General features: G+C 24.2%; 17 protein-coding genes and 2 pseudogenes. 13 read left to right on the top strand and 6 right to left on the bottom strand.

Features of this window, described 5'->3' with window-relative positions:
- Positions 1-3: 3 nt before the first annotated feature.
- Genes AAHM76_RS00925 through AAHM76_RS00910 form a run of 4 tightly spaced genes read right to left on the bottom strand, consistent with a single transcriptional unit; the run spans position 4 to position 3,457 of the window.
- A complete protein-coding gene (locus tag AAHM76_RS00925) occupies positions 4-1,395 on the bottom strand; it encodes a hypothetical protein (protein ID WP_342256266.1) in 1,392 nt (463 codons plus the stop codon).
- Positions 1,388-1,666, bottom strand: a complete 279-nt coding sequence (locus AAHM76_RS00920) for a hypothetical protein (protein ID WP_342256265.1) — start codon at positions 1,664-1,666, stop codon at positions 1,388-1,390. Before AAHM76_RS00920 ends, AAHM76_RS00925 begins: the two co-directional genes overlap by 8 nt.
- A complete protein-coding gene (locus tag AAHM76_RS00915) occupies positions 1,666-3,126 on the bottom strand; it encodes a PBSX family phage terminase large subunit (protein WP_342256264.1) in 1,461 nt (486 codons plus the stop codon). The genes AAHM76_RS00920 and AAHM76_RS00915 overlap by 1 nt, the downstream gene beginning before the upstream one ends.
- Positions 3,119-3,457: a hypothetical protein gene (locus AAHM76_RS00910; protein WP_342256263.1), complete on the bottom strand. Its 339-nt coding sequence runs from the start codon at positions 3,455-3,457 to the stop codon at positions 3,119-3,121. The genes AAHM76_RS00915 and AAHM76_RS00910 overlap by 8 nt, the downstream gene beginning before the upstream one ends.
- A gap of 283 nt (positions 3,458-3,740) precedes the next feature.
- Between AAHM76_RS00910 and AAHM76_RS00905 the strand changes: the two genes are divergently transcribed.
- From AAHM76_RS00905 to AAHM76_RS00895, 3 genes are all read left to right on the top strand, one after another.
- Positions 3,741-5,078 (top strand): Mbov_0401 family ICE element transposase-like protein, encoded by a 1,338-nt coding sequence (locus tag AAHM76_RS00905; RefSeq protein WP_342256262.1) that lies wholly within the window; start codon positions 3,741-3,743, stop codon positions 5,076-5,078.
- 507 nt (positions 5,079-5,585) lie between these two features.
- The gene (locus AAHM76_RS00900; protein WP_342256261.1) at positions 5,586-6,167 is read left to right on the top strand and encodes a hypothetical protein; all 582 of its coding nucleotides are present in this window, start codon (positions 5,586-5,588) and stop codon (positions 6,165-6,167) included.
- A gap of 27 nt (positions 6,168-6,194) precedes the next feature.
- Positions 6,195-7,763, top strand: coding sequence for a PTS transporter subunit EIIC (locus tag AAHM76_RS00895; RefSeq protein WP_342256260.1), 1,569 nt, complete (start codon positions 6,195-6,197; stop codon positions 7,761-7,763).
- A 956-nt stretch (positions 7,764-8,719) separates the two neighbouring features.
- Here the strand turns inward: AAHM76_RS00895 and AAHM76_RS00890 are convergent.
- Together AAHM76_RS00890 and AAHM76_RS00885 are read right to left on the bottom strand one after the other, a co-directional pair.
- A pseudogene (locus AAHM76_RS00890) lies at positions 8,720-9,831 on the bottom strand (IS3 family transposase).
- Between the two features lie 577 nt (positions 9,832-10,408).
- A pseudogene (locus AAHM76_RS00885) lies at positions 10,409-11,395 on the bottom strand (IS30 family transposase).
- A 293-nt stretch (positions 11,396-11,688) separates the two neighbouring features.
- Between AAHM76_RS00885 and AAHM76_RS00880 the strand changes: the two are divergent.
- The 10 genes from AAHM76_RS00880 to AAHM76_RS00835 all read left to right on the top strand — a co-directional run bounded on the left by AAHM76_RS00880 (position 11,689) and on the right by AAHM76_RS00835 (position 16,543).
- Positions 11,689-12,087, top strand: a complete 399-nt coding sequence (locus AAHM76_RS00880) for a hypothetical protein (RefSeq protein WP_342256259.1) — start codon at positions 11,689-11,691, stop codon at positions 12,085-12,087.
- Entirely contained in the window at positions 12,080-13,051 is a 972-nt protein-coding gene (locus tag AAHM76_RS00875) for a PBSX family phage terminase large subunit (RefSeq protein WP_342256258.1), read from the top strand. Before AAHM76_RS00880 ends, AAHM76_RS00875 begins: the two co-directional genes overlap by 8 nt.
- Before the next feature lie 138 nt (positions 13,052-13,189).
- Complete coding sequence (locus AAHM76_RS00870) at positions 13,190-13,540, top strand: hypothetical protein (protein ID WP_342256257.1); 351 nt, start codon at positions 13,190-13,192, stop codon at positions 13,538-13,540.
- Positions 13,540-13,818 carry a hypothetical protein gene (locus AAHM76_RS00865; RefSeq protein WP_342256256.1) on the top strand — a complete coding sequence of 93 codons (279 nt, stop codon included), beginning with the start codon at positions 13,540-13,542 and terminating at the stop codon, positions 13,816-13,818. Before AAHM76_RS00870 ends, AAHM76_RS00865 begins: the two co-directional genes overlap by 1 nt.
- Entirely contained in the window at positions 13,811-14,632 is an 822-nt protein-coding gene (locus AAHM76_RS00860; protein ID WP_342256255.1) for a hypothetical protein, read from the top strand. Before AAHM76_RS00865 ends, AAHM76_RS00860 begins: the two co-directional genes overlap by 8 nt.
- Positions 14,633-14,691: 59 nt before the next feature.
- Positions 14,692-15,000 (top strand): hypothetical protein, encoded by a 309-nt coding sequence (locus AAHM76_RS00855; protein WP_342256254.1) that lies wholly within the window; start codon positions 14,692-14,694, stop codon positions 14,998-15,000.
- A gap of 142 nt (positions 15,001-15,142) precedes the next feature.
- Positions 15,143-15,265 carry a hypothetical protein gene (locus AAHM76_RS00850; protein WP_342256253.1) on the top strand — a complete coding sequence of 41 codons (123 nt, stop codon included), beginning with the start codon at positions 15,143-15,145 and terminating at the stop codon, positions 15,263-15,265.
- Positions 15,266-15,388: 123 nt separating this feature from the next.
- A complete protein-coding gene (locus AAHM76_RS00845; RefSeq protein ID WP_342256252.1) occupies positions 15,389-15,667 on the top strand; it encodes a hypothetical protein in 279 nt (92 codons plus the stop codon).
- Between the two features lie 78 nt (positions 15,668-15,745).
- A complete protein-coding gene (locus tag AAHM76_RS00840) occupies positions 15,746-15,970 on the top strand; it encodes a hypothetical protein (RefSeq protein ID WP_342256251.1) in 225 nt (74 codons plus the stop codon).
- 213 nt (positions 15,971-16,183) lie between these two features.
- Positions 16,184-16,543: a hypothetical protein gene (locus AAHM76_RS00835; RefSeq protein ID WP_342256250.1), complete on the top strand. Its 360-nt coding sequence runs from the start codon at positions 16,184-16,186 to the stop codon at positions 16,541-16,543.
- Positions 16,544-16,604: the final 61 nt, after the last annotated feature.

Here is a 16,604-nt window from a genome sequence, read left to right as displayed (position 1 = left end):
TTTTTAATTCTCCTTAATTTCTGTTATACCTTGTAAGGCATTTTGATTATTACCAGTTTCATCATATTCTAGTAATTTATTATTATGTTCGATTTCTTTAGTTTGCATTTTATCTTGTCATGCTTCTACTTTTTCAAAATATTTAGTTGCTTCTAATTCATCAACATTATCATATTCAGTTATTGCTCTTATTGGTTCCATTGTGCCATTATCTAATCTAGCTGTAATTAATTCATTTTGTCGCATTTGGTCTACTAAACTAGCACTAATAAAATCAAAACCATACGGGCGTTCACCAATACCATCTCATAAATTATAATATTTTAAAACCACATCAAACATCTTAGTATAATATTGTTTACGATATGCTTGTAAATATGCTTGTTTTTCTAAATCTTTGGTTTTAGTTAATAATGATTGTGTTTTATTTTGGTCATTATCTGATTTATCACCAAAAGGACTAGAAAAATGACATGCTAAATATACTTGTTCAATAATTGATTTTTGGTCTTCGGTATATGTTTCTAAGGTTGGTGTTCCTTGTACTACTTGTAAAGATTGGGATAATTGACCATCTACAGTAGATGAACTTGATTGAACAAAAATATCATCAAATACATCTTGTAGTACTTTTTTATTACCTTTGTTATAAGCGGTCATTAAATCATCACTCAGTACCCCATATCAATGCGTACGATTCGCATATCTTTCTTTTGATTTAATATTAAAACTATCTTCTAAATCAAATTGTAGTTTATAACAATTTGCCATAGTAGGTCATGGATTCAAAGTAGTTGATGTTGATAAAAATAAAGGATTAGGTTCATTTATCATTTCTCAAAAAGGTACTATACCTAATTTATTTTTAAATTCTTGTACTAAAATAGGTTTTACATTATCTTTAATTTGTGTCTTACTTTGCCCAACAACTACTTCATTATTTTTAGGTCAACCTTTAATAACTATTTTATCTTTAGTACAAATTAAATTTAAAATAAAACCACTATCTGATTGATGATAATTTAATCAAATATCAGCACCTTGTTCAATTTCATTTATTTTACTTACTCTTGATGTAAAGTTAAATGGGTTAATTCATAAATCAATATTGCCATCTGATGTTTCTAATAAACCAAAGATAGTTTTACCCATTAAACTTGCGGTTAATTCATTTTTATCTAATTTCTCTTTAATTTTATAAGTTTCATATCATCAATTTAATTTTTCTAAAATATCTTTACGATGAGACTTAAATAAAATATCTTTACCATTTATTAATCGCATTTGATGGCGAGCAATAATATTTGCTAAATTAATTGTTCAATCATAATTATAAAATTTTAAAACACTATTAATATCATTTAAGTTTGGTAAACTAGGGAAAGTATTATTCATTGTTATTTTGCTCCTTTAATATTAAAATAGGTGCATAATTAATAATATTTACTGTTAATAAACTAGGTTCATTTGCTAAAACTTGTACACATACTTTAACTTTTTGATATTTTTTAATATATTCGTTATATAAATTTAATTTACATATTGCGATATTATCTTTTTTTAATTCTTGACAAAGTCTTTTTTTAACTTGTCCACAAACAGACATATAAGGTCTTTTTGCATTTATTACACGCTCATCATGTATTACATAAATATCTTTTTTCATTAATTTATTCACTCCCTTTGTTGTCATAATTTATATTCTGCTGAACTATTATGTTTAACCATTGGTATTAATTCAAAATGTAAAGCATAAAAATCACTATCAAATGTATCATCATATAAGTCTAACATTCGTTCTTCTCTGGCATCTGGTTTATCTTCTCATTGAATTAATTCATATTGTGTTTTACTTACAGGACATTTTTCTCATAATCATTTTAATTGATTTGTATTTATTAACATGGTAAAGGCTTCAATACGATGCCTTATTTTAAATTTCTGTTTTTGTGCTGGTTTAAATGTCATATATTGACCAAAAGTATAATTATATTTCTCTCGGTTTAAACTTTGTAATGTTGAATAAGCACTATCATCAACATTTATACTAATACCTTGTTGTATTAAATTAAAATATTGATTTAATTGATTGTTATAAAACTCTAAAATATCTTTAACTTGTTCTAATTCAGTTTTAAATTGTTGAGTAGCATTTGAATGAGTATACTCTGCTACTTTATATGCTTTTTTATCAAATGAATTATATATTCAAAAACTCGCTGCTGTTGTATGTCCCTTAGGACTAGTAGCATTCGCAATATCAACACCACCTAATAATTTAGTTGGTTGAATAATATCTGTTGCTTGCATAATATCAATATATCTTGCAAAGATTGACCCGCTAGTATTGCCTGGTAAACCTCAACTCCAAACTCTTGCTCTTTCAATATCTAACTGTTCTAATCTTAACTGTTCATTAACTTTATCTTGTGGTAATTCATAATTAAGTCTTCAACTAGAATAATGAATAATAATCTTCATATTTCATTTTTCAATATACTTAATTTGTTCATATTTACTACACATTATTTCTTCATTAAAAGGTAATAATTCATTACAATAACCAACAATATATCTTTTTAAACTTTCAGGATTACATGTATTAATTGTTATTTTATTTTGATAACCACGAATAGCAAATTCTAAATCACTTAAGTCTTTTTGTTGAAATTGATCACATTCTTCTCTTCAAACAATTACTAATTTATATTTATTCAAATCAGCAAAGGCTTTTAATTTTTCTTTCCGGCTTGGTGAATGTAAACCTTTACAATATATTTTGCTACTATTTGATAAAGTAAAAGTAAAATTTGATAAATTAATAGTATAAGGAATATTATTTTCATCTAACATATTTCAGATATTTTGAAATACACTATCTTTTAAATCTTTACTCCAATACATACTAGCAATGATACAAATTGGTTGTTTAATTAATAAACTAATTTTTAATAATTCACCAAACATTTTAATATTTGATATAGTTTTACCACTATATCGTGTTCCAATTTGATTAATTTCATTAACTAAACCATATTTCTTAGCAAAGGGATATTTATTACCCATACTACTATTTTGTAATAACCAATAAGGAGTTTCTAACAAATAAGTAAAATGATTAAGCATTATTATCACTTTCTTTTTTAATATCTCTAATATCTGTTTGTAAATTAACTATTATTGGCTGTTGATTATTGTTAATATCATTAACATATTTATCAAAATAAATCTTTTTACCCCCGCCATAGCGATCATTTAATAACGATAATTCTTGTTCTATTTCTAATTCATTTATCGTATCCTTAATAAAATCAGCAGTTTTTTTAGCCACTTTATTTTCTCAATTATCAAATGATAGTTTTAAATAGTATAAATATGCTCTTTTATTGCTTAATTTGTCGCCTTTTTTGTCTAAAAATGCCTTAGTTTCATTCAAAATAGTATTAAAAGTTGCCATTTTTTACTCCTTTTTGCATATTAAAATTGCTATTATTTAATAAATATGATTAAATAAAAGAGTAAAAAAACTGTGTGAAAGAACTTAAATCGTTCTTTTTTTTATTATTTATATTTTACATCAAAATAAAAAAAAGTAAATTACTTTACTTTTTTCAGTTAAATTAATTTGCTAATAATTAACAACTAAATTATAACACAACAAATAAAAAATAATATTTTTTTTGCATTTTCATTATTTTTGTGTTAAAGTCCTAAATTATAGAAAAGAGGGTATGAAAATAATGAATATTGATGACAACTTTTTTAATAATTTTAATAATTTGTTATATATACAAAGTATTGAAATTATTCAACAAAATTTAGAAGATTGTGATGAATGAATTTTTAAAAATTATAAAACTGATGAAGCTTTAAAAGAATTTAAAGATTATAAAGTAAAAGAAATAAAATCAAGAACATTAACTATTTTAAATGGGAAAATAACTTTTAAAAGAAGAAAATATTATAAAATTAATCCAGAAACATGTAAAGAAGAATATATTTTTCCTTTGGATAAAATTTTAGGAATTGAAAAATGACAAAGAATAGATAATACTGTTAAAGGAAAAATATTATCATTTATTGGTAATAAAAAAACATATAAAGATATTTTAGATACTATGGAATATGTAAAAATTTGTATAAAAACAATTTCAAATATTATGAAAAATGCAAAAATTGATAAAGAATATTATCTTAATAAAACTGATAAAAAAATAAAGGTGCCTCATACTTTATATATTCAAATTGATGGAACTTATTTAAAAATGTGAAATGAAAAGAAAAAAAGAAAAGAAAAAATAAAAAAACACAGTATATTTTCAACTGTTCATACTGGTTTTGATAAATCAAAATCAACTAAAAAAAGACCTATAATTGCAAATAAATTAGGTGTTATAGAGTTAGATAATATTCCAGAATATATTAAAAAAAATAGTAAATTAACTAATTTTGTTAATAAATTACTTACATTAATTACCGGTTATTATGATATTAATGACAATATTGAATTTATGGTATTGGGCGATGGTGCACCTTGAATTAAAAATATTGCAAAATTTATTCAAGAATATTTCCCTAAAAATAAAGTACATTACACGATAGATAAATTTCATCTTGCAAGTAGATTTAAAAAATTATATCCTTATCAAAGTAAAAATAAGCAAAATAAAAAAACCTATCATAAATCAGTTGATTATTTTTTTAATGCTAAATATGAAGAATTATTAGAATGTTTAGAAAACAGTGCTTCTTTTATAAAAGAATCAAAAATGAAATTCTTAAAAGAGACAATTAGATTAATTAAAAATAATGAAGAAGGTGTCAGAAATCAAACATTATGAAATAATATTGGTTGTCATATTGAGGGTGATATATCACATTACTGTAAAGGTGTTTTGGTTAAAAAAGCAACTTATCATGAAAAAACGCTTAAAAATAAATTAAATACTAGTATGATGAATTTTAAAAATAAAATTAATTTATTTAATACTAATGAACCATTAGAAGAAAATAGAATTAATTATTCAGTTAATAATTTTGTAAATAATAATTTACAACCAAACTTATATTTTTATTAATTTTATCTAATAAATTAAATAACTTTAATAAAAATGTATTTTTGTTGTGGAAAAATTTAAAAAATGTTAAAATATTGTTGACAATAAAATTAGAAGTTATATACTTTAGATAAGTAAGTGGTATATTATTCCACAATTTCTAAGATATTAATTTAAAACCCTTAAATAATACATACAACCAAATTATTTAAATCTCTGAAAATGAAAATACCAGCATAAAGGTTTAACGCCAAACCAACAATCATCGGTATTATATTTTAACGTATAAAAAAGTTAAATAACAATATTAAAATTTTATATAATTTTCTTTTAAAGTTATCATATTAATGATTTTTTTTATTTCATCAAGATTTTTCTACAAAATTAAAATAATATTTTTTCTTTTTTAAAAGAAAAATGTGATATCATCATTACATAGGATTGCCTATTTTTATATCAACCATGTATTAACCATGTATCAATTATCAACAATATCAATTTAATATATACAAAAAGGAGTTTTTAAATATGAAAAGATTTACTTTAGGAGTGATTGCAGTGACAACAACTTCAGTTGCAGGTATGCCAAATATTAATAAGGGAACTTCAACAGTTCAAAGACATGAATTTGCACAAGAGGTAGTAGAATATAATATAGCAAGTATGACAGGAAAAGATACTTTTCCTGCGCAAAAACTTGCCTCTGGTTTTGTCAATAAACAAAAATCTTTAATTTTTGAATATGCAAAATATGCTAATACTTGACCAGAATTTGTTCAAAAATATCCAAAATTTAAATTTAATATATTAAATATGGAAACTAATTTAAAAGGACATAAAAAAATAAGAGATTTGTCAAATGTTACTTTTAACACTGCTGATTTTAAATTACAAGAACGAAATGGTCAATTTATAATTGACATAATTGAATCAAAATATATTACTGATTTTATTCGTTTATCAGTTCTTGGCCAAGTAAAAGAAGACAAGAAGATTATTAATTTTGGTGTTGTATATAATATCAATATTTCACAACAATATGTTGAGCCTTATCCATTTTTTAGTTCAGTAACTGACAAAATCCAGTTTTTACCGTCAATAAAAAATTAATTTGTTTGTAAAGAAAGGACAATAATTTTGAAAATTGATAGGTTGTATCAAATTATAAAAAACGGAAAAGGCTATCGTAACAATAGTAATAAAATTAAAATTAGAAATATTTATGAATATTTTATTAAAATTATTACTTTAATAATTATTCCATTATTATTAATTGTTTTAATTTATGGAATTGGCATGATTTTACAAGAATATACTAATAATCTTGTTGCCCTAGCGATTGGTGATGTTTGTATTAAAATTGGAAAAGCATTTTTTAATAATTTATCAATTATCTTTTGTTTAGTAACAGTGATTAGTATTACCAACAATGTAAAGGCCGTAGCAATTGCTGTTACTGGCTTTTTGGTTTTCATTGTTATGCAGTATGCATTAATTCAATATAAAATAATCCCAGAAGGAAAACTTTATGTAACAAGTATTCTCTTCTTTTACAAAGGTGAAAATTTAGCAATGTTTTTAGGCTCAAGTTTTGGCCTTGTTACCTTAAATACTTCAATTTTAGGAGGAATAACAGTAGGAATTGTTTCATCATACATTTATATTAAGTGTATTAATTTACGCTTAGAAAAACCATTTGGTTTATTAAATGGCTTTCCATTTGTTACCTTACTTGTTGTTTTAGCAAGTATGTTCTTAGCGTTATTTTTCTTATTACTATGAATTGTAATTGCGATTGTTTTAAACCATATTTATCAATGAATGTGACAACAAAATGCAAACCATTTTTTAGGAGCTGCTTTTGTTTATGAACTATTAAATACATTATTAATTCCATTTGGTTTTAAAGATCTTGTTACTAATTTATTTATTAACCCAAATGTTGAATTATTAAGTCAAACAGAGTTTGAAAATTTATTCAAAAATATTGCAGTGCATTATGGTTGAATACACAATATTTTTGATGATACTTGAAATAATGCCACACTTAAAAAAGTGTGGGATTTTATTAACCAACCAAAATTTGAAGAACGTCATTTAACAATTTTAGATTGACTTAACTTATTACCAATTGACCGGTTACCACAAGCAAATGGTCATTCTGCGCAAACTTATAATTGGTTTTTATCTAGTAATTTTGGTCATTTATTACAACTAAAATTACCACCAAATTATGCTTTTGTCTTTGGCGGTTCGTTAGCAATTAGTACGGCCATTATTTTAACTAGTAAAAAAGAAAACCGTATGCCAACAGCAATTTTAATGACAACGATTGTGGTGGTTACCATTTTAACAGGGAATAATGTTATTATTAATTTATTTACTTTATTTGTTTCACCAATGTTATATTTTTGTGTTTATACTCCGCTTGCTGGCCTTAATGGTTTATTTATGACGATGCTTGATGTGCACATTTGAGTATCGTTTGTCAATGGTTTAATTGATTTTATTTACAAAGGAATTATTCCAGTGGTCAAAGGAACTAATTTCTTCTGAGTCCCAGTCTTTACTCTTAATTGATTTGTTATTATTATGCCAATATTTTGGAAAGCAATTCTTTATTTTGATTATCCTTTTATTGGTCGAAGAGAAACGATTTTACCACGAATTACTCACAAGAATTATCATGAAATGTGGAATCATTAATGGATAACAAATATATTATTATTTAGGTTAATGGAAAGGTTTTATTTTATAACACCTTTCCATGGTAGTCGGAAAAAAGCTTAGGTTTTATAAAAATTATAAATAAAGTAATTAAATATAAATTAAAGTAATCGCTTATTAGGGCGATTTTTTTATTTGTATTATTCATCAGATAGTATCTTTAAAATTAAAAATTAACCTATTTTTTCCCTACAAATTAGTTAATTTTTATAATTTCCTTTCTGTGATTTATTATTTTTTTTTCGGTTTAACAACTAATAATATCATTTTTAATAAAGGTACTATCTGATGAATAATGCAATCTAAAACTTAATATTTTGATGCTTAAAGATGGATAACTCATCTATGGCACGAAACCTTAAAAAAAGTGTAAAAGCTATTGGATTTACTATCCTATTTATTTCTTTAATTCTCGGCAAGATTAATCACTTGCGAAATGTCATAGCATGTGTTTTTTGGCTTGTTTTCATAAAAAGAGTGATGTTAAACCGAAAAAACAATATCGGATACTAAAAAAACAAGAGGGTTGGAACTCCAAAAGGTTATTTTCTTTATATAAAGTTGTGTAGGGATGGATGAAGAGTAATTAATAACTGGGTAAACTGTTTTTTGTTTATTTCCGTATGGGGATAAACTCTACCAAAATATCCTATCCGCCCCCGCTCACCCCCGAAGTGAAGCGGGTGGCGAAGTAAGTAAATACTAAAATAAATTATTAAATATCAAAATATTAACCAATAAAGGAATATTATGTTTTTTTACAGAAAGGAAAATATTTGATGAAAAAATGAAATAAAAAAATTGAAAGTAAGTTACAAGAATTAATGATACGAGCTTATCCAGTTTCAGTAGATGAAATAACTGATTAATATTGATCATTAGGCAAAACTAATTAATGAAAGGATTTGGAATGGCAACACTTTTTAGGACACTTTTTATATAGACATTTGTTTTCTAAAAGTAACTGGAGATAAATAATTTAAACTGCCATGAATTCGAATATTGTTATATCAATGCACAAAATCAAAAAGTTCGTATTTTAATTGTGTTAAATTTTTAAATTTTTTACCCTTAATAAATTCAGTTTTAAAAGTTTTGTAAGTTGTTTCAGCCACAGCATTATCATAAGGGCAGCCTTTATTGCTTAATGATCTTTTAATATTAAAAGTTATTAAAATTTCATCAATGATTTTATTTTTAAACTAATTACCACGATCAGTATGAAATAGAGTTATTTGATTTAATGGTCGTGTTATTTTATGAAAAGCTTGTTGAACCAGTTCGGCCGTTTTATTCGGCCCAGCACTATAACCAATTATTTCACGATTAAACAAGTAAATTAATAAACAAATATAATGTCATTTAGCGCCAACTTGAACATATGTTAAATCACTAACAATAACTTCATTAGGTTTTTTGTTGTTAAATTGACGATTTAAAATATTATTAATTTGGTCATTATTGACTGTTGTTTTATGATTATGATATTTTAATTTGGTGTATTTAGAAACCAAATTATTTTTGATCATAAAGAATCTGATTTTTTGCCGCGATAAGATGATATCTTTTCTGTTTAAAATAACTTTAATTTTGCGAGCCCCATAAATTTTGCGACTTTTATTAAAGGCACTGATAATTTATTGTTCATAATTATTAACTTGCTTGTTAATACATTTATTAGTTTGATAATAATACGTTGATTTTAATAAACCCAAAATCTTACATATTTTTCTTACTGAATATTTTGTTTTGTTGTTATTAATTATTGTTATTTTTTGGCCATTATCAGTGCGGCTTGCTTTAAAATGTCATTTTCCATTTTCAAGTCTTTAAGTTCTTTTCGTAAAGTTATTATTTCATTTTCTTCTAGTGTGCGATTGTCTTTTGCTTTAAATGAACCAGAATTATTATAATTTTTAACTCAACTATAAATAGTTGGTTTTGATAAATTATATTCTTGCCCTAGATTAATAACACTTTTACCATTTTTATATAGCATGACAATTTGTTTTTTAAATTCTTCAGAGTATGAAGTTTTATTTCCCATTTTTATATTCCTTCTTTCTTAATAATTTTATCTAATTTTGAAGTCTATATAATTATGGTCCTAATAATTGTAGCCTATCCACTTAGAAAAAAAATGTCTATATAAAAAGTGTCCTAAAAAGTGTTGCCATTCCATACATTATATTCAAATCGTAAAGAAAAAGATATAATTAAAAAAATAGTAAATACTTTTTATTAGTACTTACTAAAATGGGTGCACTCTAGTGCAGTCTTTAATTTTCTTTTAAAGTTATCATATTGATGATTTTTTTTATTTCATCAAGAGTTTTCTACAAAATTAAAATAAAAATTTAAAAAATATTATTTCAAAAACAAAATAAATCTATTCACTCAAAATAAAAAAGGTAATAAATAATATTACCTTTGCTATAATTTTAATATTTTGTATTATGTAAATTCAAGCAGCAAATTCTGTCTCTTGTTATTATGATAATAACATCATTTAAAATAAATGCAACTATTTTTTTAAAAAAAATAAAATATTTGTAAGTTTAGTCTATTTTAAACATATTTAAGCACACTGAAAAATAATTTATTAAATTTTACTTCAAATAAACTTATTTAAAATTCTCTAAAAATACTTCTTTAGATGTTCTTCAATTTAAACAAGGCCTTAATTTTTCATTTATAACATCAACTACTCAATCTATTTTTTGTTGAGTAACAAGGTTAAAATCTGTTCCCTTAAGGTATCTTTTCCTAAATTCACGGTTTATTCTTTCAATTAAGGGTTTTTGTTTAGGTGAACCTGGGTCACAATAATAAACATTAGCTCCAGCAATCTTTTCCATTTCTTCAAATTTACTAAATTCTTTTCCTCTATCTGTTATTATTCCTTTAATTTTTCCAACTAAATCATTAATTCTAACTATATGTTCAATTTTTTCTAAAACTTCATTAGCAGTATGTTCTTCTAATTTCATAGCAAATTATTTTTTGCTTGATTGCTCAACTAATACTAAACAACTAGATTGATGTTCTTTACCAAATACCGTATCCATTTCAAATCAACCAACATTAGATTGTTTATTTTAAATATCTCAAATTATTGTTCTAAATCTTTCATCTAATTTTCTGCGATTATCAGGTCTTTTCTTTGTTCTATTTCTTCTACCACCATTTAATAAATTTTTATTTAACAAACCCAAAAGACCTAAATAAATTCATTTATAAAATGTTTTAAGACAAGCAGGAAATTTGACACAAAACTTTATTAAAAATCGTTGAATAATTTCTGCTGGTGAATCGTAAAGAATATTAAATCGTAAATTTAAAAATTCTTGTTGTTCATCTGTAAATGTGGGCAGTTTTTTAATACATTTTTTTCTTTTTTGTTTATAATATTTTTGTGCTTCAACTGGCATATAATCTTCTACCTTTTTAAATCGATTTATTTCTCTTTTAATAGTATTAACTGCACGACCAGTTTGTCTTGATATTTCAGATAAATTAAGTGTGCCATTCTTCTTTTTACAATTATCAGATAATAATAAATCTTTAAATAAATTTCGTTCATCATATTTTACATGTTTATATTTTTGTATTTTTCTGTCTCCAATTCTTTTTAAAATATTTATAACATTAAATTAAAAATTATTGACAAATTATTTTTATAGGTATATCATTTAAATAATAAACAGTAAGTAAATTCTGTCTCTTAAAGCTGTTTATAAAAAAATAAAGTAATTAAGTTTACTTTTTTTATTTTGGTGTAAAATATAGATAATAAAAAAGAACTTATGAGAGTTCTTTTGTATATTTAACAGAATTTTATACTCTTTTATTTAATCATATTCATTAAATAATAGCAATTTTAATATGCAAAAAGGAGCAAAAAATGAAAGAATTTAATCCAAAAACAGCAAGTTTAAGCACATTTAAGCGTAAAATAGATGAATTTTGAGCCAATAAGAAACCTAATATTCCCTATACTTTGAACGATTTAACCAATAAATTCAATCTTTCTCGCAAGTGAAGATATTATACTTATGCGAGCGAAAAGATAGTTCCTTTAATTGAAAGACAAATTAATAGGATTGAAAGTGAAATAATTGAATATATGATGCGTTCACCTGATGGTGCTAAATTATATTGACGGCGTGCATTTAATTATAAATATTCACTACAAGAAAAAGAACTTGAAAAAGAATTAAACTTAAATAATCAACAACCAATAATTGTTAATTTACAAACTGATATTAGAGATATTAAAAAAGAAAGTGATAATAATGCTTAATCATTTTACTTATTTGCTAGAAACTCCTTATTGGTTATTACAAAATAGTAGTATTGGTAATAAATATCCGTTTGCTAAAAAATATGAATTAGTTAATGAAATTAATCAAATTGGAACACGATATAGTGGTAAAACTATATCAAATATTAAAATGTTTGGTGAATTATTAAAAATTAGTTTATTAATTAAACAACCAATTTGTATCATTGCTAGTATGTATTGGAGTAAAGATTTAAAAGATAGTGTATTTCAAAATATATGAAATATGTTAGATGAAAATCATATTCCTTATACTATTAATCTATCTAATTTTACTTTTACTTTATCAAATGGTAGCAAAATATATTGTAAATGTTTACATTCACCAAGTAGGAAAGAAAAATTAAAAGCCTTTGCTGATTTGAATAAATATAAATTAGTTATTGATTGAAGAGAAGAATGTGATCAATTTCAACAAAAAGACTTAAGTGATTTAGAGTTTGCTATTCGTGGTTATCAAAATAAAATAACAATTAATACCTGTAATCCTGAAAGTTTAAAAAGATATATTGTTGGTTATTGTAATGAATTATTACCTTTTAATGAAGAAATAATGCGTAGTAAATATGAACAAATTACTTATATAGAAAAATGAAATATGAAAATTATTATTCATTATTCTAGTTGAAGATTAAATTATGAATTACCACAAGAAAAAGTTAATGAACAATTAAGATTAGAACAATTAGATATTGAAAGAGCAAGAGTATGAAGTTGAGGTTTACCAGGCAATACTAGTGAGTCAATCTTTGCACGATATATTGATATTATGCAAGCAACAGATATTATTCAACCAGCTAAGTTATTAGGTGGTGTTGATATTGCGAATGCTACAAGTCCTAAGGGACATACAACAGCAGCAAGTTTCTGAATATATAATTCATTTGATAAAAAAGCATATAAAGTGGCAGAATATACGCATTAAAATGCTACTCAGCAATTTAAAAATGAATTAGAACAAGTAAAAGATATTTTATAGTTTTATAATAATCAATTAAATAAATATTTTAATTTAATACAACAAGGAATATCAATTAATGTTGATGATAGTGCATATTCAACATTGCAAAGTTTAAATCGAGAGAAATATAATTACTCTTTTGGTCAATACATGACATTTAAACCAGCACAAAAACAAAAATTTAAAATAAAACATCGTATAGAGGCATTTACTATGTTAATAAATACTAATCAATTAAAATGATTATGAGAAAAATGTCCTGTAAGTAAAACCAAATATGAATTAATTCAATGAGAAGATAAACCAGATGCCAGAGAAGAACGAATGTTTGACTTATACGATGATACATTTGATAGTGATTTTTATGCCTTACACTTTGAATTAATACCAATGGTTAAACATAATAGTTCAACAGATTATAAATTATGACAACAAAGGGAGTTAATAACTTAATGAAAAAAGATATTTATGTAATACATGATGAGCGTGTAATAAATGCAAAAAGACCTTATATGTCTGTTTGTGGACAAGTTAAAAAAATACTTTGTCAAGAATTAAAAAAAGATAATATCGCAATATGTAAATTAAATTTATATAACGAATATATTAAACAATATCAAAAAGTTAAAGTATGTGTTCAAGTTTTAGCAAATGAACCAAATTTATTAACAGTAAATATTATTAATTATGCACTTATCTTAAAATTAAAGGAGCAAAATAACAATGAATAATACTTTCCCTAGTTTACCAAACTTAAATGATATTAATAGTGTTTTAAAATTTTATAATTATGATTGAACAATTAATTTAACAAATATTATTGCTCGCCATCAAATGCGATTAGTAAATGGTAAAGATATTTTATTTAAGTCTCATCGTAAAGACATTTTAGAAAAATTAAATTGATGATATGAAACTTATAAAATAAAAGAAAAATTAGATAAAAATGAATTAACCGTAAGTTTAATGGGCAAAACTATTTTTGGTTTATTAGAAACTAGTGATGGTAATATTGATTTATGAATTAACCCTTTTAACTTTACATCACGCGTAAGAAAAATAAATGAAATTGAACAAGGTGCTGATATTTGATTAAATTATCATCAATCAGATAGTGGTTTTATTTTAAATTTAATTTGTACAAAAGATAAAATTGTTATTAAAGGTTGACCTAAAAATAATGAGGTAGTTGTTGGACAAAGTAAAACACAAATTAAAGATGATGTTAAACCTGTTTTAGTACAAGAATTTAAAAACAAATTAGGCATAGTCCCTTTTTGGGAAATGATTAATGAACCTAATCCTTTATTTTTATCTACTTCAACTACATTAAACCCATGACCTACTATGGCTAATTGTTATAAATTACAATTTGATTTAGAAGATAGTTTTAATATTAAATCAAAAGAAAGATGAGCAAATCGTACGCATTGATATGGGATATTAGATGATGATTTAATGACCGCTTATAACACAAAGGCAATAAAAAAGTATCACAAGATGCTTTTGATGATATTTTTATTCAGTCAGGTCAATCAGCATTAGATGGTCAATTATCACAATCTTTACAAGTAGTACAAGGTACCCCAACTTTAGAAACATATATGGAAGATCAAAAAGCAATTATTGAACAAGTATATTTAGCATGTCATTTTTCTAGTCCATTTGGTGATAAATCAGATAATGACCAAAATAAAACACAATCATTATTAACTAAGACAAAAGACTTAGAAAAAAAAGCATATTTACAAGCATATCGTAAGCAATATTATACTAAGATGTTTGATACAGTTTTAAAATATTATGGTTTATGAGATATAAATGGTGAACGCCCCTATGGTTTTGATTTTATGATAGTAAGAAAAAAGTTGAGGTTTGTAAGTATAACAAACAAAATTAAATTTACTTATTAATTAAGTAATGCAAAAAAAATGCTTAATATTAGGTTTTTAGTAAATTTATTTAATTTGTTTAGTTGTTTTTATTTATATTTTTTTGTAAAATCTCAACTTTTGTAATGCTATCGATTTTATTAGTGCTAGTTTGATTGACTAAATGCGACAAAATGAATTAATTACTGCTAGATTAGATAATGGCACAATGGAACCAATTAGAGCCATAACTGAATATGATAATATTGATGAATTAGAAGCAACTAAATATTTTGAAAAAGTATAAGCATGACAAGATAAAATGCAAGCCAAAGAAATAGAACATAATAATAAATTAATGAAATATGATGAAACTGGTAATAATCAAAACGCCTTACAAGGTAGAACAGAAATAAAGGAGAATTAAAAAATGAGTAGAATTAACCCAGGAGTTATAGAAGAATTAAGAAGACAAGCCCACGATACTTTAATAGATATCAGAGAAAATATACGAGATAATCGACATTGGATGGTATTTCCTTTTAATGTTTATAGTTCATATATTCCTGATACTGAAACAGGTTGAAAACCTAATAATGCTAAACCAAGTGATTATGGTAGTTATTCAATAATATTTGATAACATGGAAAGTACTATTGCTCAATGGCAAAATAGTTTAAAAATAGTTCAAAAATATAAAGGTGAATAAATAAAATTATTAAAAATTGATGATTTTAATAAACAACCAGTTAATTTAACAATCTGAGCAAATAATGAAACGCCTTTTGTGATGAAATTAAAAGATGAAAATAGCAATGTTTATTGAAAATTAATTGATGGTGAAAATATTTATGATATTAATAAAATGTTAGAATACTTAAACCAATATAAATTAAGTTATTTTATTAATAACGGTAATAAAGCGGATAACTTTTATACAAAAGAAGTTAAAGTTGGTAAACATTGAGATGCTTATATGATTGATGATAGAAGTTCAATTCAATTTGGTTAAGCCAAATTTGAACAAGTATTTACACAGCAATCAACCGAAAGACAATATACTTTATTAATTTTAGATGAAGATGTAAATAAATTAAATATTAATGATTATTATAATTTTTATACTGTATTTAATGATCGTTGTTTAAATATTGGTGGTGGTAATATAAATACTGCACCCCAAGATAGACAATGATTATATCCATCAAATGTTATTAATTATTATTTGCCATGAGATGGTAGTTTTTTATGACAAGAAATTACTTTTTCAAGTATTAATGACAAAATTAGTAATAGTGGTTTATCTGTTAGACAGTTTATTCAAACATCAGCACCAGGTGAAGGATATTGTTTTCCTAAGATAACTTATGATGAAAAGACAAATGCGGAAATTATTGAATTAGATGATATTTTATTAAAAGACCCGGGTGTTAGAGCAATGGCAGTTAAATTTTATGGTAATCCGTTCTTTTTTGATATGCCAGTTATTGGGCGGCCAATTATTAAAGGTCAATTTAATAAAAAAGTAATGAATTCACGCGATTTATTAATGTATAACATGTTTCCTGCTCCCCCCCCCCGATAAAATAAACACTTGTGCTTCACCCAAAGTAAGTTGATATAACATTCAAGGGATTCAACCAACT

Source organism: Spiroplasma endosymbiont of Poecilobothrus nobilitatus (assembly GCF_964030655.1).
Taxonomy (GTDB): domain Bacteria; phylum Bacillota_I; class Bacilli_A; order Mycoplasmatales; family Mycoplasmataceae; genus Spiroplasma.
Note: the sequence above shows the minus strand (reverse complement) of the source record. Positions and strands in the feature narration are given on the sequence as shown.